This window comes from Candidatus Moraniibacteriota bacterium, from assembly GCA_016699795.1.
GTDB lineage: Bacteria > Patescibacteriota > Minisyncoccia > Moranbacterales.
Map to the genome: position 1 here is coordinate 927,678 of CP065011.1, position 18,854 is coordinate 946,531.

An 18,854-nucleotide genomic window follows, 5' to 3' on the forward strand; every position below is an offset into this window, starting at 1 on the left:
AAGTATGAAAATTCTTTTGGATGTTCCTAAAGAAGGTTTGTGTGGTCTTTCAAAGAATTTTTATGAAGAAATTTCTTCTCTCATTTTGAGTGAAATAGAAATTTTATTCTCGTTTCCGAAAAAAATTGGCATTGGTTTGAGTAGTGCTTCTTTAGAAGATATGGCAATGCTGAATAAAGAAAATATAGGAAAAGAAGGTCCGACAGACATTTTATCTTTTCCTGCTTATCCAGATAAGGAAACTATTAAATCTCTGCAGGGAGAAGAATTCTTTTTGGGAGATATTATTCTTTGTGAAGATATTATTCGAAAAGATGCAGAAAAAGATGATGTTTCCTATGAGCGTGAAATGGCATTCGTTTTTTCTCATGGGATACTTCATCTTTTCGGTTATGAACATAGCGAGGAAATGTTTGCTCTTCAAGATAAAGTGTGCGAAAATATAAAGGAAGAAAAAATTACGAAATAAAATATGTTGAGATTGTTTCTCAAAAGCTTTCATCACGCGTTTTCCGGTTTGCAATATGCATATCGGCATGAACGCAATTTCCGCATAGAATGTTTTTTTGCATTGGTTGTTATTATTGCTCTTTTTTCTTTTCCGATGGATGTGTGGAAACAAGTGATACTTATTATAATGATTGGTTGGGTTTTAAGCGCTGAACTTGCCAATACGATTGTCGAGAGAATAGTTGATATGGTAAAACCGAAACTACATCCTTATGTTCGAGTAATTAAGGATCTCATGGCTGCAACGGTACTTCTTTCCTCCGTATTTGCTTTGATTGTTGGAATATTGATTATTTTGCCGTATATTATTCCATAAGAAGAAAGGAATAAGAAAAAATTTCTCCAAAAAATAAAATAAATTATGTCAAAAAGTCGTTTTCTTTCAGCTATTGATTTAGGGACACATACTGTTCGTGTTGTCATTGCTGAACAAATTTTTGAAGAGAATGTAGCACTTCGTATTTTGGGGGTGGGAGAGGCTAAGTCTTTTGGTATAAAAAAAGGATTTATTACGAATCCGGAAATTCTTTCTAAGTCACTTTCAGAAGCTATTACACAGGCGGAAAGTATGGCTAATACACAAATAAAAGAAGTTGCTGTTAGTATAGGAGGTGGAAATATTCGAACAAAGATAAATGAAGGTGTCGTGGGTGTTACAAGGGCTGATGCTGAAGTTGTTGCTGAAGATATTTCTCGAGCTATTTCTGCTGCAGGAAGAATAGATCTACCCCTCAATTATGATGTTATTCATATCATACCCTGTTCGTATCGACTTGATGGACAGGAGGTTCAAAATCCTATTGGTATGAAAGGATTTCGTTTGGAGGTAAGCGCATTAATTGTTTTAGGTTTTATTCCTCAAATGAAACAAATACGAAGCGTACTTTCTTTGTGTGGAGTGGATATTACTCAATTTGTTCTTTCTTCTTTGGCTGCGATGGAATCAGTAACAGATTCACAACAAAAAGAATCAGGTATTGCTTTGGTGGATATAGGGGGAATGACAACTGACGTTGCTGTTTATGGAGAGGGTGAAATTCTTCACTGTTCTTCTGTGGGAATAGGATCATGGCATGTAACCAATGATTTAGCTATGGGACTACGTATTCCTGTGAATCTTGCTGAACGTATAAAAATTGAATACGGAACAGCAAATTTAGCTTCTATAGAAGAATCTGAAGATATACGATTGAGCATACTTGATCCTTCGCAAGAAGAGAATGTTTCGCGATACCACATGGGTGAAATTATCGATGCTCGATTGGAAGAAATATTTGAAAAGGTAACTGAAAAATTTCGATCGATTGAAAAAGAATATTCTCTTCCTAATGGAGTTATTCTTGTCGGTGGTGGCGTAGAAATACCAGAAATACTTGATATGGCAAAAAATACTTTAAATTTACCTGTCTTTGTAGGATATCCGCATTCTATAGGTGGCTTTGTTGATAAGGTGAATACACCCGCTTATGCTACTGTTGTTGGTTTGCTTTTTTGGCAAATGAATGAAGATGGTGGGGGTATGACAAATGAATCTAGTGGAAGAATGATGTCTTTTATTATGGATAAACTGCGAAAATGGTTTCATACTTTTCTTCCTGTTTGACGGAGGGTTTTCCTCATGGTATTCTTTAAAGAGCCCAAAACAAAAATACTTATTAAATACATTCCTGAAAGATTTTTTATTTAGGATAAATAAGCAAGGGATATTTTTTTTATGGCAGAGATAAAACCAGATATAGAAACGTTTGCAAAGATCAAAGTTGTTGGTATTGGAGGTGGTGGAGGGAATGCTATTGTTCGCATGGTTGATTCCGATATAAAAGGAGTTGAATATGTCGCTATTAATACAGATGCCCAAGCATTGCACCATAGTTCCGCTTCGGAAAAAGTGCATATTGGAAAAAATTTAACGAAAGGATTGGGTGCAGGAATGAATCCTGAAGTGGGTCGTCAGGCAGCTGAAGAAAACAGAGCTGAAATTCAAGAAATATTGAAAGGTTCCGAAATGGTTTTTATTACTTGCGGTCTTGGAGGTGGAACAGGAACTGGAGCTGCTCCTATTGTTGCTGAAACAGCAAGAGAAGTTGGAGCTCTTACTGTTGGCGTTGTTACAAAACCTTTCTCATTTGAAGGTGCTCAACGGCGAGCCATAGCTATGGAGGGATTAGAAATTTTAAAAGATCGTGTTGACGCACTTATAACCATTCCCAATGATAAGCTCCTTTCTATTATTGATAAGAAAACAACACTTATTAATGCTTTTCGTATAGTGGACGATGTTCTTCGTCAGGGTGTTCAAGGAATATCAGATCTTATAACAAAATCTGGTATTATTAATGTGGATTTTGCAGATGTACGAGCAATTTTGGGAAATAGTGGTTCAGCTCTTATGGGTATCGGTATCGCTAGTGGGGAAAATAGAGCTTCTCAGGCTGCAAAATCAGCCATAAATAGTCCACTTCTAGAACTTTCTATTGATGGTGCAAAGGGTGTCCTTTTTACCGTTACTGGTGGAGCTGATGTGACTATGATGGAGATTAATGAGGCAGCAAGTATTATAACGGAGGCTATTGATCCAAATGCTAAGGTTATCTTCGGAGCTGTTATGGATGATCAACTTCGAAAAGGAGAACTACAAATTACCGTAGTAGCTACGGGATTTGATCCAGATCGTCCAAGTAAAGCAATAACTCCTTCTATGAAAACTGTTCAAGAAGAAAAACTTCATCAAAAAGAAGAAAATATTCATGATGGTGATGTAGTAAAAAAAGAAGAGATGCAAACATCTGACTTTTCACATAAAAAAAATATTCAAACGAATAATTCATTTAATTCTCGTCCAGTAAGTGGAATTCATCCTCAAGCCGAAAGGAATAATAATTATGGACAGAGTTTTAAATCTCCATCTACAACACCAACCATGATAACTGAAGATAAAATTCAGCAACGACCTCCAGTCATTCCATCACCCCTTGATGATATAGAGCCGATTGAGGAAGATTTTGATGTACCTGCTTTTATCCGAAGAAAATTAGGAGGAAAATAAAATAAATTTTAATTTTTTTAAATAAAAATAAATAAGGAATTTTATTGAAAAATAGTTTTTAGGGTGATAGTAATGTTTGGATTTTTTTACTAAAAATGAGTGAAAAAATAGTTTTTTCGTAGTGATGTTTGTTCTTGGGAGATATTTCTTGTATGTAGAGAAAGTTTCTTTTTGTACATAAATATAATTTTTTAAATAACCTAATTTGATAAGAAAAATACCTATCATTTTTTATATCAAATTTATTTTTAGAAAAACAACATTCAAAACTTTTTATGAAAACCATGGTTATATTTGGTGCAAGTAATAAGATAAACCGATATTCTTATAAAGTTATTCTTTTTTTGAAGCGAAAAAATAACTACAAAATTATTCCTGTACATCCAGATCTTTCTTATATTGAGGGAATACCTGTTGTTACTACGTTAGATGATATACACGAGTCTGTAGATATTCTATCTATTTATGTGAAACCAGAGATACTCGAAAAACATTTGGCTCACATTGTTGATTTAAAGCCTCGTATGATTATCCTTAATCCTGGAACAGAGTCTTCTGTAGCGGAAATGTATTTTGAAAAACATTGCATTATCTATCATAAAGCGTGTACATTAGTATTATTGAAAACTGGAGTGTTATAAATTATGAAATTAGTAAATAAAATTATTTCTTATCGCCCAACATTTGAAGTGTCTGTGGGTGTCGTCCTTTTTCTTTTGCGAGAAAATAAGCCACAATTTTTACTCCTTCAATATCCTCATGGACATTGGGATTTTGTGAAAGGACATAAAGAAGAGGGAGAAACTGACGAAGAAACTCTTCGAAGAGAACTCATAGAGGAAACGGGTATACAAGAAGCTCGAATTTTTCCTGATTTTTCAAAAACAATCCGATTTCGTTATACAGCGAAAGGAACCGAACGAGATAAGAGACAAGACAAGGGAAATGGTCTTTTTGTGAGAAAAAAGGTTATTTATTATGCCGCACAAACATCGCAGACTCGAATAGAATTAAGTGATGAGCATTATGATTGGGCATGGCTTTCATATGAAGATGCCTTGAGAAAAATAACTCATAAGAATTCTCGAGATGTTCTTTCTTCATTTAGAGAAATATTTGACACAACGTTAAAATTAGAGTAATCTTAGTTTATAAAAAGCCCCAAAGGGCTTTTAAAAAAGGGAAAAATATGTTAAAAGATTTTATTGCATACCTGAAAGAATCGAAGGCAGAGTTGAAGAAAGTAACATGGCCAACGATAAAGATGGTAAAAAGATTTACTATTCTTGTTGTTTTGATTAGTGTTGTAATGGCTTTATTTTTGGGATTTTTAGACGCATTTTTTAGTTGGGGGCTTAAAACATTCGTTTTCTAATGAAAATGAATAATTGTTAATTTTATTTTTCTAAAAAATATTTCATTGTAATTTTGTATACTATGGCAAAACAATCACAACATCACGGTAAAGCTTGGTATGTTATCCACACCTATTCTGGATATGAAGATACTGTAGCTCGTAATCTCACACAACGTATCGAGTCAATGGATATGCAGGATTTTATTTTTGAAGTCATTGTTCCTAAGGAGAAAAAAATTCGTATTAAAAATGGGAAAAGAACGCTTATAGATGAGCGGATCTATCCTGGTTATGTTTTGGTAAATATGATGGTAACGGATGCTTCTTGGTATGTTGTTCGAAACACTCCTAACGTTACAGGATTTATCGGACTTGGAACAACACCAACGCCCGTTAATCCTGAAGAAATACGAACTATCAAAAAACGAATGGGTGTTACTGAGCCGAAATATAGAGTAGATGTTAATGTGGGAGATGCTATAAAGATTACAGAAGGTCCTTTCAAGGATTTTGATGGAAAGGTACAGGAGGTTGATGAAGAAAAGGGAAAAGTGAAGGTCTTAGTTTCTATTTTTGGTCGAGAAACTCCAGTAGAATTAGACTTTTTACAAATGAAGAGGGTGTAATCTCAAAATAGTTTCTATTAAGTAAATAAGTAAACGTATATGGCAAAGTTAAAAACAATTGTTAAATTGCAAATTCAGGGAGGGAAGGCAAATCCAGCTCCTCCAGTAGGTCCAGCTCTTGGACAACATGGGCTTAATATTCAAGATTTTTGTGCAAAGTTTAATGAACGAACGAAAGATTTAATGGGGGATGTCGTCCCTGTTGAAATTTCAGTTTATGAAGATAGAACATTTGAATTTATTTTGAAAACAGCACCTGCTGCAGAACTTTTAAAAAAAGCTGCTAAGGTACAAAAAGGATCAGCTAATCCTTTGAAAAGTAAAGTAGGGACGGTTACGAAAGATCAGGTTCGCGCTATTGCTGAAGCGAAAATGGTGGATCTTAATGCAAATGATATCGAGGCTGCTATGAAAATTGTGGAAGGAACAGCTCGTTCTATGGGAATAAAGGTTCAAGAATAGAAGATAGGAAGAAGTTTTAATTTTTTATTAAAAAAGTGGGAGAAGAATTTTCTTCGTTTGAACCACAAAAAGTATGAAAAGAGCAAAAAATTATCGTGCTGTAACTGAAAAACTGGAGGAAAGAAGTTATTCTTTAGAAGAGGCTATTGCATTTCTTATTGAAAATTCAAAGACTAAATTTGATCAGTCTTTGGAAATGCACCTTCGTTTAAATATTGATCCAAAAAAAGGAGATCAACAAGTTCGCGCAAGTATCGTCCTTCCTCATGGAACTGGAAAAGAATTGAAAATAGCTGTTATCACAACGACAATGGCTGCTGAAGCAAAGAAATCAGGAGCTGCTATGGTAGGAGGGGAGGAAATGATTGCTGATATCAAATCAGGAAAGTTTTTTGATGGAAAATATGATGTCGTAGTAGCTACTCCAGAAATGATGCCAAAACTTGCCTCAGTCGCTCGAATACTTGGACCAAAAGGTCTTATGCCAAATCCGAAATCAGAAACAGTAACAACAAAGATCGCTCAAGTAGTGGCATCTTTAAAAAAGGGAAAAGTTCAATTTAAAAATGATGCAGGATCAAATATTCATCAGTCAGTAGGAAAGTTGTCCATGGGTTCTGCGAAGTTAAAAGAGAATGCGGAAGTATTCTTGGATGCAGTTAAAAAGGCGAAACCAACGGGAGCAAAAGGAAGATATATCCTTAATATTTCTATGTGTTCAACGATGAGTCCTGGAATTCTTATTCATGAATAAGAAGAGAAGTTTTTGGTTAATATATTTGAACTTTCCACAATCATGAAACAATTGATTATTGGTTTAGTAGGTGAGAGTGGTGCGGGAAAAGATACAGTCGCTGATCATCTCAAACACCGTTATGATGCAACACTTTTGAGATTTTCAGATCCACTTAAGAAAACCCTTTCTATGCTTGTAGAAAGGCCTTCTCGGGAAGATCAAGCATGGCTGGCCATTGCTTTGAAAAATCGATTTGGAAAAGACATACTCTTTCGAACACTTGCTCGACAAATGAGCGGTTCGCCAATAGTTTCTCTTAATGGGCTTCGCTATATGGAAGATTTGGAATTCTTAAGAAGTTTTGATAAAAGCATCCTTTTATATGTAACTTCTGACCCAAAGCTTCGTTGGGAACGATCCACGAAGCGTGGAGAGAAATCTGATGATAATAGCTCCTTTGATGAATTTATGCGTATGGAAAATCACTTGGAAACAGAGAAATCTATACCAAGTATCGCAGAGAAGGCTGATTATAAAATTCAGAATAACGGAACATTAGAATATCTTTTTGAACAGACAGAAGAAATTATGGAAGGAATTATTAAGAAATATTTCAATAAATAAGCAACTTATTATAATAATGCGTATGTTAGCAGTGATAAAAACAGGAGGGAAACAATATAGAGTTTCTGAAGGAGATGAGCTTCGAATAGAGAAAATCGATATCGAAGAAGGAAAAGAAGTTATTTTTGATGAAATACTTCTTATAAGCGATGCTGAAAAAGTTATCGTAGGAGATCCTTTAATTAAAGGGAAAAAAGTTTCAGCAACGGTTATATCCCAGGGTCGTGATGATAAAGTTTGGGGTATGAAACATAATGCCAAGAAACGATATAAATTGAAATTTGGACACAAACAACCACATACTATTGTAAAAATTAATTCTATTTCATAAAAAGAATTTTTTAAAAACATCTCTTTTAGAAGAGATGTTTTTTTAATGGCTGAAAAAATAGAAAAATAGGAAATATACTTAATAAAAACCATCATTTATTGAATTTTTAATAATGGGAGAGGTTACTTTTTCAATTCTTTCATTGTTTTTAAAAGTAAAGACGTTTTGTAAAATTTACGTTATACTATTTACTAGATATTGAAAAATAATGAGAATATGGCGAGTTTTAAAACGCATATAACTTTTGGAATTTCATTGGGCGTTCTTGGTTCTGTATTTATGGTAGTTTTGGCTTTGGGAGAAAATATTGATTTTCTTCTGGCTTTATTTATTTTAGCACTATTAGGGTCTATTCTTCCTGATATAGATAGTGATTCAGGAATTCCTTTCCATCTTACTTTCGGATCCCTTTCGATTATCTCTGGAGTTTTTGTCTTCTTTTTATTATTTGAAAGAAATAGCGAAGATACTCTTATAAAAAGTATTTTTGGCTCAGTTCTTGTTATGCTTTGTGTTTGGGGAATGATCGGGGGATTTTTTAAAAAACTTACGAAACACAGAGGTATGGTACATTCTATACCCGCAGCTTTATTATTTTTTCTTATTACTTTTATTCTTACCTCTAAATATTTTTTTGAAAATAACGAAGCTTTTCTTTTGGGACTAATACTTGGACTTGGATATGTATCACATTTAATTCTCGATGAAATAAATTCTTTAGTAGATTTCCAGGGAAGACGGCTTATACCTAAACAGTCACTTGGAAGTTCTCTTAAATTTTTTTCTTCATCAAAATTAATAAATTTTTTAGTATATGCAAGTATTTTTCTTTTATTTTTTCCTCACAAAGAAGATTTTAAAGATCTTGCTATGAACATCCTTTCAAAAATAGAATAAGTCTAAAAAATAATCGAAAACATAAAAACTTATTTTTTATTGGAAAGAAAAAATAAAAAGAATAACATGCCTCAAAAAAAGGAATGCATCTTCTTTATGAAAGGAAAATATTATTTGTTTTGAGCTTGGATTATTAATTTGGGATCGACGCAGTCGAAATCACATTTGGCATTTTCTGTTCCTTGTTTGATATATTCATTTTTACAATTATCGATTTTTTGAAGGCATTTTTCTTTACTTTCACTAAAGTAATCTTTATTTATTTCGTAACCAAAATAATTGAGTACAAATCCTCCAACGACTATAAATCCTACAATCCAAATTATCATTTTTATAAGACCAATCATAAAGATTTTTTTAATTATATTATTTTTTTTGATTTCAAACTCTTTTAAATCGTTTTCTAATTAACGTCCAATTCCTTTGTAGAGTACGGAACTTTTTTCGAAACTTTCTTTTTTAAGACAGTTTTTTCCATCTACAACAACGAGGATATTGTTTTTCTCGAAATCTTTGGCGGTGAGTTTTGTGAAAGCGCTATGATTGGTTGCTACGACAACTGCCTTGGCTTTTTTGAGAATATCATTGAGAGATTTTTCCGTTGAATTTTCAGGAAGATAGGGATCAAAAGTAAGTACATTCGCTTTGTGTTTTTTGAGAGCATCTACAATTTTGAAAGAGGGTGATTCTCGTTTATCCCCAACATTAGCTTTGTATGCCATACCAAGAATGGCGATGGGGGTTCCGTTGAGGGGCATTTTCTTTTCATTGAGAAGGTCCTGGAGAATTTCGACGGTATATTCTGGCATGGAATTATTTATTTCTCGAGCAAGTTTGAGGAATTTGTGATCAAAGCCACTTTGTTTAGCGCGCTCAATGAGATAATAAGGATCGACAGGGATACAATGGCCACCAACTCCGCAACTAGGCCAATGAGGCATAAAAGCAAAGGGTTTAGTAGCGGCTCCATTTATGACATCTACTACATCAATTCCGAGTTTGGTAAAAGATTTTGCTAATTCATTTACGAAGGCAATATTAATATCGCGGAAAGAATTTTCCATAATCTTCGTAGCTTCGGCCTCTCGTATGGATTGCATGGGACGAACGGGTGCATCAAGGATGCTTTCATAAAAAGCAATAGTTTGATCACGACCTTTTTTTGTAAATGATCCTGCAACTCTAGGAATATTGGAAACATTCCATTTTGGATCTCCTGGATTAATTCGTTCTGGACAATGAGAGAGTTCATAATGTTTTCCCACTTCGAACCCTGCCTCTTTAAAGAGAGGCTCAACAACTTCTTCACATACTCCGGGATTGATAGTTGATTCTATAACAACAAGCGTTTTTTTCTTGGGATTGAGATTTTCTACGATAGATCGAACAGCACTTCGTACGGGCTCTAAATCTGGTTGATATAGTTTATCGACGGGTGTAGGAACACAAACGAGAATAATATTCGATTCATGAATAACAGAAGCATTTGTCGTGGCTGTTATTTGACCAGCTTTGAAATGTTTTTCAAGAAATTCATCAGCAAGAAAATTTTCTCCAGCATTTACTTTTTCAACTTTTTTTTGGGTCTTTTCGAGTCCAAAAACTTTATATTTCTTTTTGGCGCTAAGCACTGCCAAAGGAAGTCCTACATAACCAAGACCAATAACCGTAACTGTTTGTTGTTCTTTCATATAAGGTATTTATCACTTATTTCTTTTTCATTGTAAGAGAAACTTTATAAAATTGCAAAAAAGATCGAATAATTAAAGATTGAAAATGAAGGACATTATGGAATAAAGAATATTTCTTAATGTATTCTGATTTAAAAAATAGATTTATTTTGAAGTAAAATTTTATAAAATGAAATTCTTCAGTAAAGAGCTTCTTTTTATTGAAAAAATATGATGTATTGATCTTTTTTGTTTTTTGTGTCATAAAAGAGAGATGTCTATGAATAAAATTATACGAGTTCGAGGAGCAAAAGAACATAATCTAAAGAATATCAATGTAGATATTCCTAAGGATTCTTTAGTTGTGTTTTCTGGTCTTTCTGGATCTGGAAAATCAACACTTGCAATGGATACGATTTTTGCTGAGGGACAGAGGCGTTATCTGGAATCTCTTTCGAGCTACGCGAGACAATTTCTTGGGAAAATGGAAAAACCTGATGTGGATAGTATCGAAGGACTTTCCCCAACTATTGCTATTGAACAAAAATCTATTTCACATAATCCTCGTTCTACAGTGGGAACTATTACGGAAATTCATGATTATTTGCGTCTTTTGTATGCAAAAATTGGTATAATGCATTGTCCAGAATGTGGTACGGAAATTCGTTCAACTCCTTTGGACTCTATTGTTGAAAGGGTTTTTGACATTGCAGAACAGAAAGAAATTCGAATATTTTCTCCTATTGTTCGTGAGCGGAAAGGGGAATATGAAACGCTTTTAGAAGAGCTCGCTAAAAAAGGATATTGGAAAGCAGAAATAGATGGAGAAATTCTTGAACGCTATAGCTGGCGTAGTGTTAAGCTTGAACGGTATAAAGCACATTCTATTTCTGTAGAAATTGATACGGTCATGGCTTCAGAAGAAAATTTTTCGCGAGTTTTTGAGGGAGTAGAGCGAGCATTGGCTCTTTCTAAAGGCTTAGTGGAAATTCGTTTTAAGAAAGGAAAACAAGAGAAAAAAACATTATTCCACCAATCACTTTCATGTCCGGATCATAAATTAGATCTTCCTGAAATTGAGCCAAGACTTTTTTCTTTTAATACTCCATTTGGAGCCTGTGAAGCCTGTGAAGGACTTGGTGTGAAACAAGATGTAGATGCAGATCTTGTCGTTGCAGATGAAAATAAAACCATTGCCCAAGGAGCGCTTCTTCCATGGAGTTATAAGCGAAATAACTATTATGGTACGGTTCTTTCTGCTGTGTGTGAATATTATCATATTTCAGATCATCGTCGATTCAGGGATCTTGAGGAAAAACAAAAAAAGATTCTTCTTTATGGTGATGATGAGTATGATCAAATAGAAGTATCTCATCATGCAAGATCTGGGCGTATAACATTTATGATGAAATGGAAGGGTGTTGTAGGATGGCTTCGAGATAGATATAAAAAAACAACTTCAGAATCGATTCAACATGACATTGAAAAATACATGTCCCAGCAGGCATGTTCTGTATGTGAAGGGTCACGTTATCGTCGAGAAAGCTTATTAGCAACCGTTGGAGGAAAAAATATTTCTGTAGTTTCTGGTTTAGATATTCGAAGTGCAAGAATTTTTTTTCAAAAACTCCAACTTTCTAAAAGCGAAGAACTTATAGCTAAAAGAATTTTAGAAGAAATTTTAAATCGTCTAACATTCCTTATTGATGTTGGTTTGGATTATCTTACTTTGGATCGAAGTGGAAATACACTTTCTGGAGGAGAAGCTCAACGTATACGATTGGCTTCCCAATTAGGATCTAAACTTACGGGGGTTTTGTATATTCTCGACGAACCTTCTATAGGACTTCATGCAAGAGATAATACTCGACTTCTTAATACACTCAAATCTCTTCGTGATATTGGAAATTCCGTATTAGTCATTGAACATGATGAAGAGACTATACGTTCAGCCGATTGGGTTATTGATGTCGGACCTTTTGCTGGAAAGAACGGTGGAGAAATTATATATTCTGGTAAAGCTGAAGGTCTTCTTGATTGCAAAAAATCTCTTACAGGAGAATATCTTTCTGGCAAGCGTTCCATCGTTCTTCCTGAAAGTAGACGAAGTATAAAAAAGAAAAAAAGTATTATACTCAAAAATGCTGTCTCTCATAATCTTAAAGGAGTTACCGTAGAATTTCCTTTGGGTGTATTTACTTGTGTTACTGGAGTTTCCGGATCAGGGAAATCAACATTAGTAGAAGAAACATTGTATCGAGGATTGGCTCATAAATTACAAGGGAAGCTAGATATTCCAGGGAAACATCAAGAAATTGTTGGTTCGGAACATATTTCTAGAGTTCTTCTTATTGATCAATCTCCTATAGGTCGTACACCCCGATCTAATCCTGCTACGTATACAGGAATGTTTACTTTTATTCGAACGCTGTTTGCCTCTACTCCTGATGCAAGGTCAAGAGGATATAATCCAGGGAGATTTTCGTTTAATATTCCTGGTGGGCGATGTGATAATTGTTCGGGAGAAGGATTTTTGAAAATAGAGATGCAATTTTTACCTGATGTGTATCTTCCTTGTGATGTTTGTCGGGGAAAACGTTATAATCGAGAAACATTAGAGGTTGAATACAAAGGGAAAAATATAGCTCAAATTTTGGAAATGACCGTTTCTGAGGCGAAAAGTTTTTTTTATGCTTATCCGACTGTAGCTCAGACACTAATTCTTTTGGAGGAAGTGGGTCTTGGTTATATTGAATTAGGGCAAAATGCAACAACGCTTTCAGGAGGGGAAGCTCAACGAATAAAACTTGCAGCAGAACTTTCGAGTCGACGAAGAAATCAGACGATGTATATTCTCGATGAACCTACGACGGGCCTTCATTTTGAAGATATCCGGAAACTTTTGGATGTATTGAATCGTTTAGTTGACCAAGGGAACACCGTAGTTGTTATCGAGCATAATATGGATGTTATCAAATGCGCTGATTATCTTATTGATTTGGGGCCAGAAGGGGGAGAGAATGGAGGAAAAATTCTTGTAACAGGAACTCCAGAAGAAGTAAGTAAATATTACAAAGAAAGCTCAACTGCCAAGTACCTTAAACCGTATTTAAAACGTTCTTCATAAAATTAAAGAAAAGACCAAAGACAAAAGATGTTATTTCTTGTGGAATAATTTTTTGTTTGGTCTTAGGGAAAAGGAAAAATTTCCTTATAATAAAGAGAATTTTTTAATGTTTCTTATACTCTTTAAAGACAAAATTTGCTTGTTCTATTAAATGAGAAACGTGCCAAGGGTAAGGGTTTCGACTCTTCCACTCAGTCTCTTTTATGAAGGTATAAGGTATGCCGTGTTGCCAGGCATACTCGGCAGTATTTGCTTCATTTTGGAATCCATTCCAACGTAAAGAGTCAAGTGCTTGCTCTTGTATATTGGCAAGAAAAGAATGAGAATGAATGTTCATGGCTTTTTCCTCCTTTTTAGAGCAAATAGTGAGTGATAAGAAAGGAGTTCTTAAAGAACTAATACTTCTCTAGTATATGAAAATTTTTGATTTTGTGCAAAATGAAATTATTCTCTCAGAAAGGAATAAACTCCCAAAATCGCCGGGAGTCTATATTTTTCGTGGAAGTAAAAAAGAGGTTTTATATGTAGGCAAAGCTACTAATCTTCGATCTCGAGTTTCTCAATATTTTACAGGCCGTGATAGTCGGGGAGAGAGGATTCGTATTATGGTAGAGAAGTCACAAAGTCTTGCCTATATTCCGACAGAAACTGTTTTAGAAGCAGTAATATTGGAAGCGAATGGTATAAAAAAGTATCAACCAAAATATAATGTGGAACTCAGGGATGATAAAAGCTTTTCTTTTATTGTTGTAACACGTGAAGAATTTCCACGTTTTGTATTTGTAAGAGAACGGGATCTGATGAAATATAATCTCTCGGGGAATAGAATTTTGTCTAAAGAAAAAGAAATATCCCCATTTTCTCGAGTATACGGGCCATACACTTCCAAAAAACAGGCGGAATTAGTGATGAAAGTATTAAGAAAAATATTTCCTTTCCATTCTCTTTCTGGGCATTCAGAAAAGGGTTGTTTGCATTTTCAAATAGGTTTATGTCCAGGTCCATACGAGGGGATAATATCTCGAAAAGCATACCTTTCCCATATTCGCAATATCGAATACGTCCTTAAAGGACAAAAAAAAAGACTTTTGGTAACATTAGAAAGAGAGATGAATATTCTTTCTAAAAATGGTAAATATGAAGAAGCTCTTAAAAAGAGAGATGAAATTTTTGCTATAACTCATATACGAGATGTTGCTTTTCTTACGAAAGAGAGTGGTTTATTTTCACAAAAAGAAGATGAATTTTCTTCGAAGGAACGTTTTCGTCTTGAAGCATATGATATTTCTCATATTTCAGGAGAGCATCCCGTAGCATCTCTCGTTGTTTTTGAAGGAACAACTCCCAAAAAGGATTCTTACAAAAAATTTCATATAAAGTCTGTTGAGGGTGTGGATGATTTTTCTATGATGAGAGAAGTTTTAGCTAGACGTGTTCGTCATGAAGAATGGATTCGTCCAGATGCTATTGTTTTAGATGGAGGTATCGGACATCTTCATATGGCCGAGGAACTTTGGAAAGTTTTGGGTGAAGATATCCCACTTCTTTCTGTAGCAAAAGGTCCAACAAGAAAAAAAGTTGATATTTATCCTTCAGAAATTTTCCCTCCAAATAAAAAAATAATAGAGAAAAGACTTTTGGAAATAATAAGAGAGGAGGCCCATCGTTTTGCCATAACCTTTCATCGAAAAACAAGATCCCGCGCTTTATTAACAAAGAAAAAATAAAGATAAAATAAAAATATTTTTTGTGGTATACTTCATTATGGTATGAAACAAAAATATTTTTCAAAAAACCATAGAAATCTTTTATTTTTTTATCTGCCTCTTTCTCTGTGGATTTTTCTTATTTGGTTTTTGAGCTCTCATAATTGGACAATACATTTTTATTCTGATACTTGGAATCAGGAAATGTTTATCCGAAAACTAGCTCATATTGGGGAGTTTTTTATTCTTTTTATTTTAATCTTTCGAATGATCTCTCTTCGAGAAAAAAAATTCTCACAAAGTGTTATAGGTGCTCTTGGTATAGTATTTTGTATTTCGATAATTGACGAATGGCATCAGACTTGGGTTTTTGGAAGAGAGGGAAAAATAGGGGATGTTTTTATAGATATGTCGGGGGCTTTTCTTGGAAGTATTGTTTTGATCGAATATTATAGATATATTCAGAAAAAGAATAAAAAATGAAATAAAATTTTTCCGAAAAAGAAAAAATATGGAAAAACAAAAAGAGCGAAATACACGAATACCTTTCTATACATGGCCATCAAAAAAAGTGGTAGATTTTTTTCATTCAAGACCAGAAGGTCTCTCTCAAGAAGAGGCAAAAGCACGGTTTGATAGGTATGGAGAAAATTTTATAGCGGACAAGAAAAAAGTACATCCTTGGATTATTTTTTTTAGACAATTTCGAAGTGTTTTAATTTATGTTCTTTTGTTTGCTGCAGCTATTTCTTTTGTTGTAAATCACTTTTTAGATGTTTGGATTATTTTGGGAATAGTTGTTTTTAATGCATTTCTTGGATTTTTTCTAGAATATAGAGCAGAAAGATCTATTGAGGCATTGAAAGATATGATGGCTCAAAATGCAAAGACTTTGCGTAATAATAAACTTTCTCAAATTGATTCTCGGCTTTTAGTTCCTGGAGATATTGTTTTTCTTGAAGAAGGAGATAGAATTCCAGCCGATGGGAGAATCCTTTTTGCTGATGATGTTCGTGTAGTTGAAAGCTCACTTACGGGAGAGGCTTTTCCGCAAAGTAAATCGGTAAAAAATCTTACAGCAGATCTTCCCTTGGGGGATCAAAAAAATATGCTTTGGTCGGGGACATATATGGTTTCTGGTGAGGCACGAATGATTGTAACGGCAACGGGTTTTTTTACGCAATTAGGAGAAATTGCTCAAAAAATGGAAAAAATTGAAACTACCCCAACGCATTTTAAAGAAAGAATAAGCATACTTTCAAAACAATTGGGATTTGTTGCTGTTTTAGGAACCATACTTACCTTTCTTGCTGGATATTATCTTGCTGAATTAGAATTTTCGGAGACATTTTTGGCGGCAGTTGCCATTTTAGTTTCTGGTATACCGGAAGGACTTCCTGCTGTCTTAACTATTGTCTTATCCGTAAGTGCTTCGAGGATGGCTAAGAAAAAGGCAATTGTTCGGTCATTACCAGCAGTGGAAACTTTGGCAATTGTAGATACTATTCTTACTGATAAAACGGGAACTCTTACGGATAATACAATGAATATTGTAAAAGCATATCTTCCTGGTCAAGAAGATATCTCTATAGAGGGAAAGGGTTGGGAGTCATGCGCAAGATTTCTTCAATCAGGAATACCCGTAGCACCATTAGAAGATTTAGCATTTCGACAACTTGCACATATTGCAGGGAGATGTTCATCAGCCAAAGTGTATCCTGTTGAATTTTCTAGTGGAAATCCCGGGGATTGTTCTTTGGAAAACTTTGAAATTGTGGGAGATCCTACGGAAGCAGCTCTCGTTGTTTTTTCTCGAAGAGCTGGTATTTCTCCTGATATTTTGGACGCTACTGAATTTAAGGTTGACGATTTACCTTTTCGGTCCGATAGGCAATTTCGTTCAACATTAGTCCATAAGAAAAATGATGAAGCTCAAATTCTTTATGTTGTAGGAGCTCCAGAAAAAGTTTTATCTCGATGTGATTTTATTTTTCAGGATGGACGTGTTCAAAAATTACTTGCTGGACACCAAGAAGAAATTCTTTCTCAGGTTGAGAATTGGTCAAAAAAGACTTTGCGTGTTATAGCTTTGGCCTATAGAGAACGAATGGAAAATAAAAAATCTATTTATGAAGATGATGTTGAAATGCTCGTCTTTGCAGGACTTGTCGGTATGATGGATACGCCAAGAGAAGGTGTTTCTGAGGCTGTTTTTCAGGCAAAATCTGCGGGAATTCGTGTTATTATGACAACGGGAGATCATAAAGAAACAGCGATGGCAATTGCTCAAAAGGTAGGAATAGCTACCAAGAATGAGAGAGCTTACACTCAGGGTGAATTGGAGATGTTATCAGAAGAAGAATTTTTGCAAGTAGTTCGAAAAGTAAATGTTTTTGCTAGACTTACTCCAGATATGAAGTATCGCATAACACAAACTCTTCAGGCTGATAAAAAAGTTGTGGCCGTAACTGGAGATGGTGTGAATGATGCGCTTGCCTTACGAAAAGCTGATATAGGTATCTCTATGGGAAAAAATGGAAGTGATGTGGCAAGAGAGGCTGGAGCTATCATTTTAGCTGATGATAATTTTTCTACTATTGTGAGTGCTATAGAGGAGGGACGTATCGTCTTTAATAATATACGACGGTCAAGCTCTTTTCTTCTTACAACAAGTTTTGCTGAGTATGGGACTATTATCGCCGCGCTTTCTTTAGGCACTCACCTTCCTTTTCTTCCGACGCAAATTCTTTGGCTTAATTTAGTTACTGATGGATTTTCTGTCATTCCTCTTGCTATGGAACCAAGTCATGGAAATGCTATGAAACATCCTCCTTTTGCTAAAAAAGAACGAATTCTTTCTCGTCAAACATTACCATTTCTTCTTTTTATTACAACAGTAATGATTATTCTTTCTTTAGGAACATTTCTTTGGTTTTTTGATAAAAAAGGCCTTGATTCAGCCCGTGCTGCGGGATTTGCCGTTTTGGCAATGACACAGATATTCAATGCTTTCAATATGAGGTCATTTTATTCTAGCTCGATTAGTCTTGGATTTTTTAAGAATAGATTACTTATTTGGGCAACATTAGCATCTTTTTCTCTTTTGGTACTATCTCTCTATTTTCCTCCTATGCAAAAAATATTTGGCTTTTCTTCATTAAATATTTCAGAATTTATAGTATTATTTTTTCTTTCGAGTTTAATTCTTGTTGCAGGGGATATGTATAAACGTATTCTTTATACAAAAAGATAAATAATAAAATACTGTATGGAAAATGAAGAAGAAAAGATTTGTCAGGAACTTTCAGCACAAGGATTTCGTTTTTCTTTCTCTCAAGAAGGGCATGAAATAGCTCGCGCGAGATTGTATATTTTAAGAAATGACCTTCACGAAAAACCTTTCGGTTTTATGGAGGATGTTTTCGTTCAAGAGTTTGTTCGAGGTAAGGGTTGGGGAAAAAAACTTATTGAAGTTGTTAGAGAGAAAGCAAGGGAAATGGGTTGTTATAAACTTATTGCTACAAGTAGGGAAGAACGTGAGTCTGTACATATACTGTATAAAAAATTTGGATTCAAACAAAGAGGAAAAGAATTTCGCATTGATTTTGAGGAGTAGGGGAGGAAAATATTTTTTTTAATTTATACAAGAGAGTATCTTTGGTAGAAACAGGAAAAAATACTTAGTTTATAAATTTAGTTATCCACATTATGTAATATTTCTTCTTTCTGCTATACTTTAAGTTAGTATAAAAGTTCTACTAA

Annotated in this window: 21 protein-coding genes; 18 read left to right on the forward strand and 3 right to left on the reverse strand. The window is 34.4% G+C overall.

Annotation, left to right across the window (positions count from 1 at the left end):
• Positions 1 to 4: 4 nt before the first annotated feature.
• The 13 genes from ybeY to IPN70_04400 all read left to right on the forward strand — a co-directional run bounded on the left by ybeY (position 5) and on the right by IPN70_04400 (position 8,589).
• Complete coding sequence (gene ybeY / locus IPN70_04340; GenBank protein QQS61086.1) at positions 5 to 469, forward strand: rRNA maturation RNase YbeY; 465 nt, start codon at positions 5 to 7, stop codon at positions 467 to 469.
• Positions 470 to 472: 3 nt separating this feature from the next.
• Complete coding sequence (locus tag IPN70_04345; GenBank protein QQS61087.1) at positions 473 to 826, forward strand: diacylglycerol kinase; 354 nt, start codon at positions 473 to 475, stop codon at positions 824 to 826.
• Between the two features lie 45 nt (positions 827 to 871).
• Positions 872 to 2,113, forward strand: coding sequence for a cell division protein FtsA (ftsA, locus tag IPN70_04350; GenBank protein ID QQS61088.1), 1,242 nt, complete (start codon positions 872 to 874; stop codon positions 2,111 to 2,113).
• A 111-nt stretch (positions 2,114 to 2,224) separates the two neighbouring features.
• Entirely contained in the window at positions 2,225 to 3,556 is a 1,332-nt protein-coding gene (gene ftsZ / locus IPN70_04355; GenBank protein QQS61089.1) for a cell division protein FtsZ, read from the forward strand.
• A 275-nt stretch (positions 3,557 to 3,831) separates the two neighbouring features.
• Positions 3,832 to 4,197 (forward strand): CoA-binding protein, encoded by a 366-nt coding sequence (locus IPN70_04360; protein ID QQS61090.1) that lies wholly within the window; start codon positions 3,832 to 3,834, stop codon positions 4,195 to 4,197.
• 3 nt (positions 4,198 to 4,200) lie between these two features.
• Positions 4,201 to 4,698, forward strand: coding sequence for an NUDIX domain-containing protein (locus tag IPN70_04365; protein ID QQS61091.1), 498 nt, complete (start codon positions 4,201 to 4,203; stop codon positions 4,696 to 4,698).
• 47 nt (positions 4,699 to 4,745) lie between these two features.
• Positions 4,746 to 4,931 (forward strand): preprotein translocase subunit SecE, encoded by a 186-nt coding sequence (secE, locus tag IPN70_04370; GenBank protein ID QQS61092.1) that lies wholly within the window; start codon positions 4,746 to 4,748, stop codon positions 4,929 to 4,931.
• A gap of 62 nt (positions 4,932 to 4,993) precedes the next feature.
• The gene (gene nusG / locus IPN70_04375; GenBank protein ID QQS61093.1) at positions 4,994 to 5,539 is read left to right on the forward strand and encodes a transcription termination/antitermination protein NusG; all 546 of its coding nucleotides are present in this window, start codon (positions 4,994 to 4,996) and stop codon (positions 5,537 to 5,539) included.
• A 39-nt stretch (positions 5,540 to 5,578) separates the two neighbouring features.
• Entirely contained in the window at positions 5,579 to 6,001 is a 423-nt protein-coding gene (gene rplK / locus IPN70_04380) for a 50S ribosomal protein L11 (protein ID QQS61094.1), read from the forward strand.
• Positions 6,002 to 6,074: 73 nt separating this feature from the next.
• Positions 6,075 to 6,755 (forward strand): 50S ribosomal protein L1, encoded by a 681-nt coding sequence (gene rplA, locus IPN70_04385; GenBank protein ID QQS61095.1) that lies wholly within the window; start codon positions 6,075 to 6,077, stop codon positions 6,753 to 6,755.
• A 42-nt stretch (positions 6,756 to 6,797) separates the two neighbouring features.
• Positions 6,798 to 7,361: a hypothetical protein gene (locus IPN70_04390; GenBank protein ID QQS61096.1), complete on the forward strand. Its 564-nt coding sequence runs from the start codon at positions 6,798 to 6,800 to the stop codon at positions 7,359 to 7,361.
• A gap of 22 nt (positions 7,362 to 7,383) precedes the next feature.
• Complete coding sequence (gene rplU, locus IPN70_04395) at positions 7,384 to 7,692, forward strand: 50S ribosomal protein L21 (GenBank protein QQS61097.1); 309 nt, start codon at positions 7,384 to 7,386, stop codon at positions 7,690 to 7,692.
• A gap of 216 nt (positions 7,693 to 7,908) precedes the next feature.
• Positions 7,909 to 8,589 carry a metal-dependent hydrolase gene (locus IPN70_04400; protein QQS61098.1) on the forward strand — a complete coding sequence of 227 codons (681 nt, stop codon included), beginning with the start codon at positions 7,909 to 7,911 and terminating at the stop codon, positions 8,587 to 8,589.
• Between the two features lie 110 nt (positions 8,590 to 8,699).
• On the opposite strand, the gene IPN70_04405 is transcribed toward IPN70_04400, so the two are convergent.
• Both IPN70_04405 and IPN70_04410 read right to left on the reverse strand, forming a co-directional pair.
• On the reverse strand, positions 8,700 to 8,936 hold the full coding sequence (locus IPN70_04405; protein QQS61099.1) for a hypothetical protein: 237 nt from the start codon (positions 8,934 to 8,936) through the stop codon (positions 8,700 to 8,702).
• A gap of 60 nt (positions 8,937 to 8,996) precedes the next feature.
• Positions 8,997 to 10,280 carry a nucleotide sugar dehydrogenase gene (locus IPN70_04410; GenBank protein QQS61100.1) on the reverse strand — a complete coding sequence of 428 codons (1,284 nt, stop codon included), beginning with the start codon at positions 10,278 to 10,280 and terminating at the stop codon, positions 8,997 to 8,999.
• A gap of 253 nt (positions 10,281 to 10,533) precedes the next feature.
• Here IPN70_04410 and uvrA point away from each other — a divergent pair, with 253 nt between their 5' ends.
• Positions 10,534 to 13,386 (forward strand): excinuclease ABC subunit UvrA, encoded by a 2,853-nt coding sequence (gene uvrA / locus IPN70_04415; protein ID QQS61101.1) that lies wholly within the window; start codon positions 10,534 to 10,536, stop codon positions 13,384 to 13,386.
• Positions 13,387 to 13,489: 103 nt separating this feature from the next.
• Here uvrA and IPN70_04420 read toward each other — a convergent pair whose 3' ends face one another.
• Positions 13,490 to 13,723: a hypothetical protein gene (locus tag IPN70_04420; GenBank protein ID QQS61102.1), complete on the reverse strand. Its 234-nt coding sequence runs from the start codon at positions 13,721 to 13,723 to the stop codon at positions 13,490 to 13,492.
• A 76-nt stretch (positions 13,724 to 13,799) separates the two neighbouring features.
• Between IPN70_04420 and IPN70_04425 the strand changes: the two genes are divergently transcribed.
• Genes IPN70_04425 through IPN70_04440 form a run of 4 tightly spaced genes read left to right on the forward strand, consistent with a single transcriptional unit; the run spans position 13,800 to position 18,708 of the window.
• A complete protein-coding gene (locus IPN70_04425; protein QQS61103.1) occupies positions 13,800 to 15,113 on the forward strand; it encodes a GIY-YIG nuclease family protein in 1,314 nt (437 codons plus the stop codon).
• 42 nt (positions 15,114 to 15,155) lie between these two features.
• Complete coding sequence (vanZ, locus tag IPN70_04430) at positions 15,156 to 15,575, forward strand: VanZ family protein (protein QQS61104.1); 420 nt, start codon at positions 15,156 to 15,158, stop codon at positions 15,573 to 15,575.
• Between the two features lie 28 nt (positions 15,576 to 15,603).
• Positions 15,604 to 18,345: an HAD-IC family P-type ATPase gene (locus IPN70_04435; protein QQS61105.1), complete on the forward strand. Its 2,742-nt coding sequence runs from the start codon at positions 15,604 to 15,606 to the stop codon at positions 18,343 to 18,345.
• 15 nt (positions 18,346 to 18,360) lie between these two features.
• Positions 18,361 to 18,708: a GNAT family N-acetyltransferase gene (locus IPN70_04440; GenBank protein QQS61106.1), complete on the forward strand. Its 348-nt coding sequence runs from the start codon at positions 18,361 to 18,363 to the stop codon at positions 18,706 to 18,708.
• Positions 18,709 to 18,854: the final 146 nt, after the last annotated feature.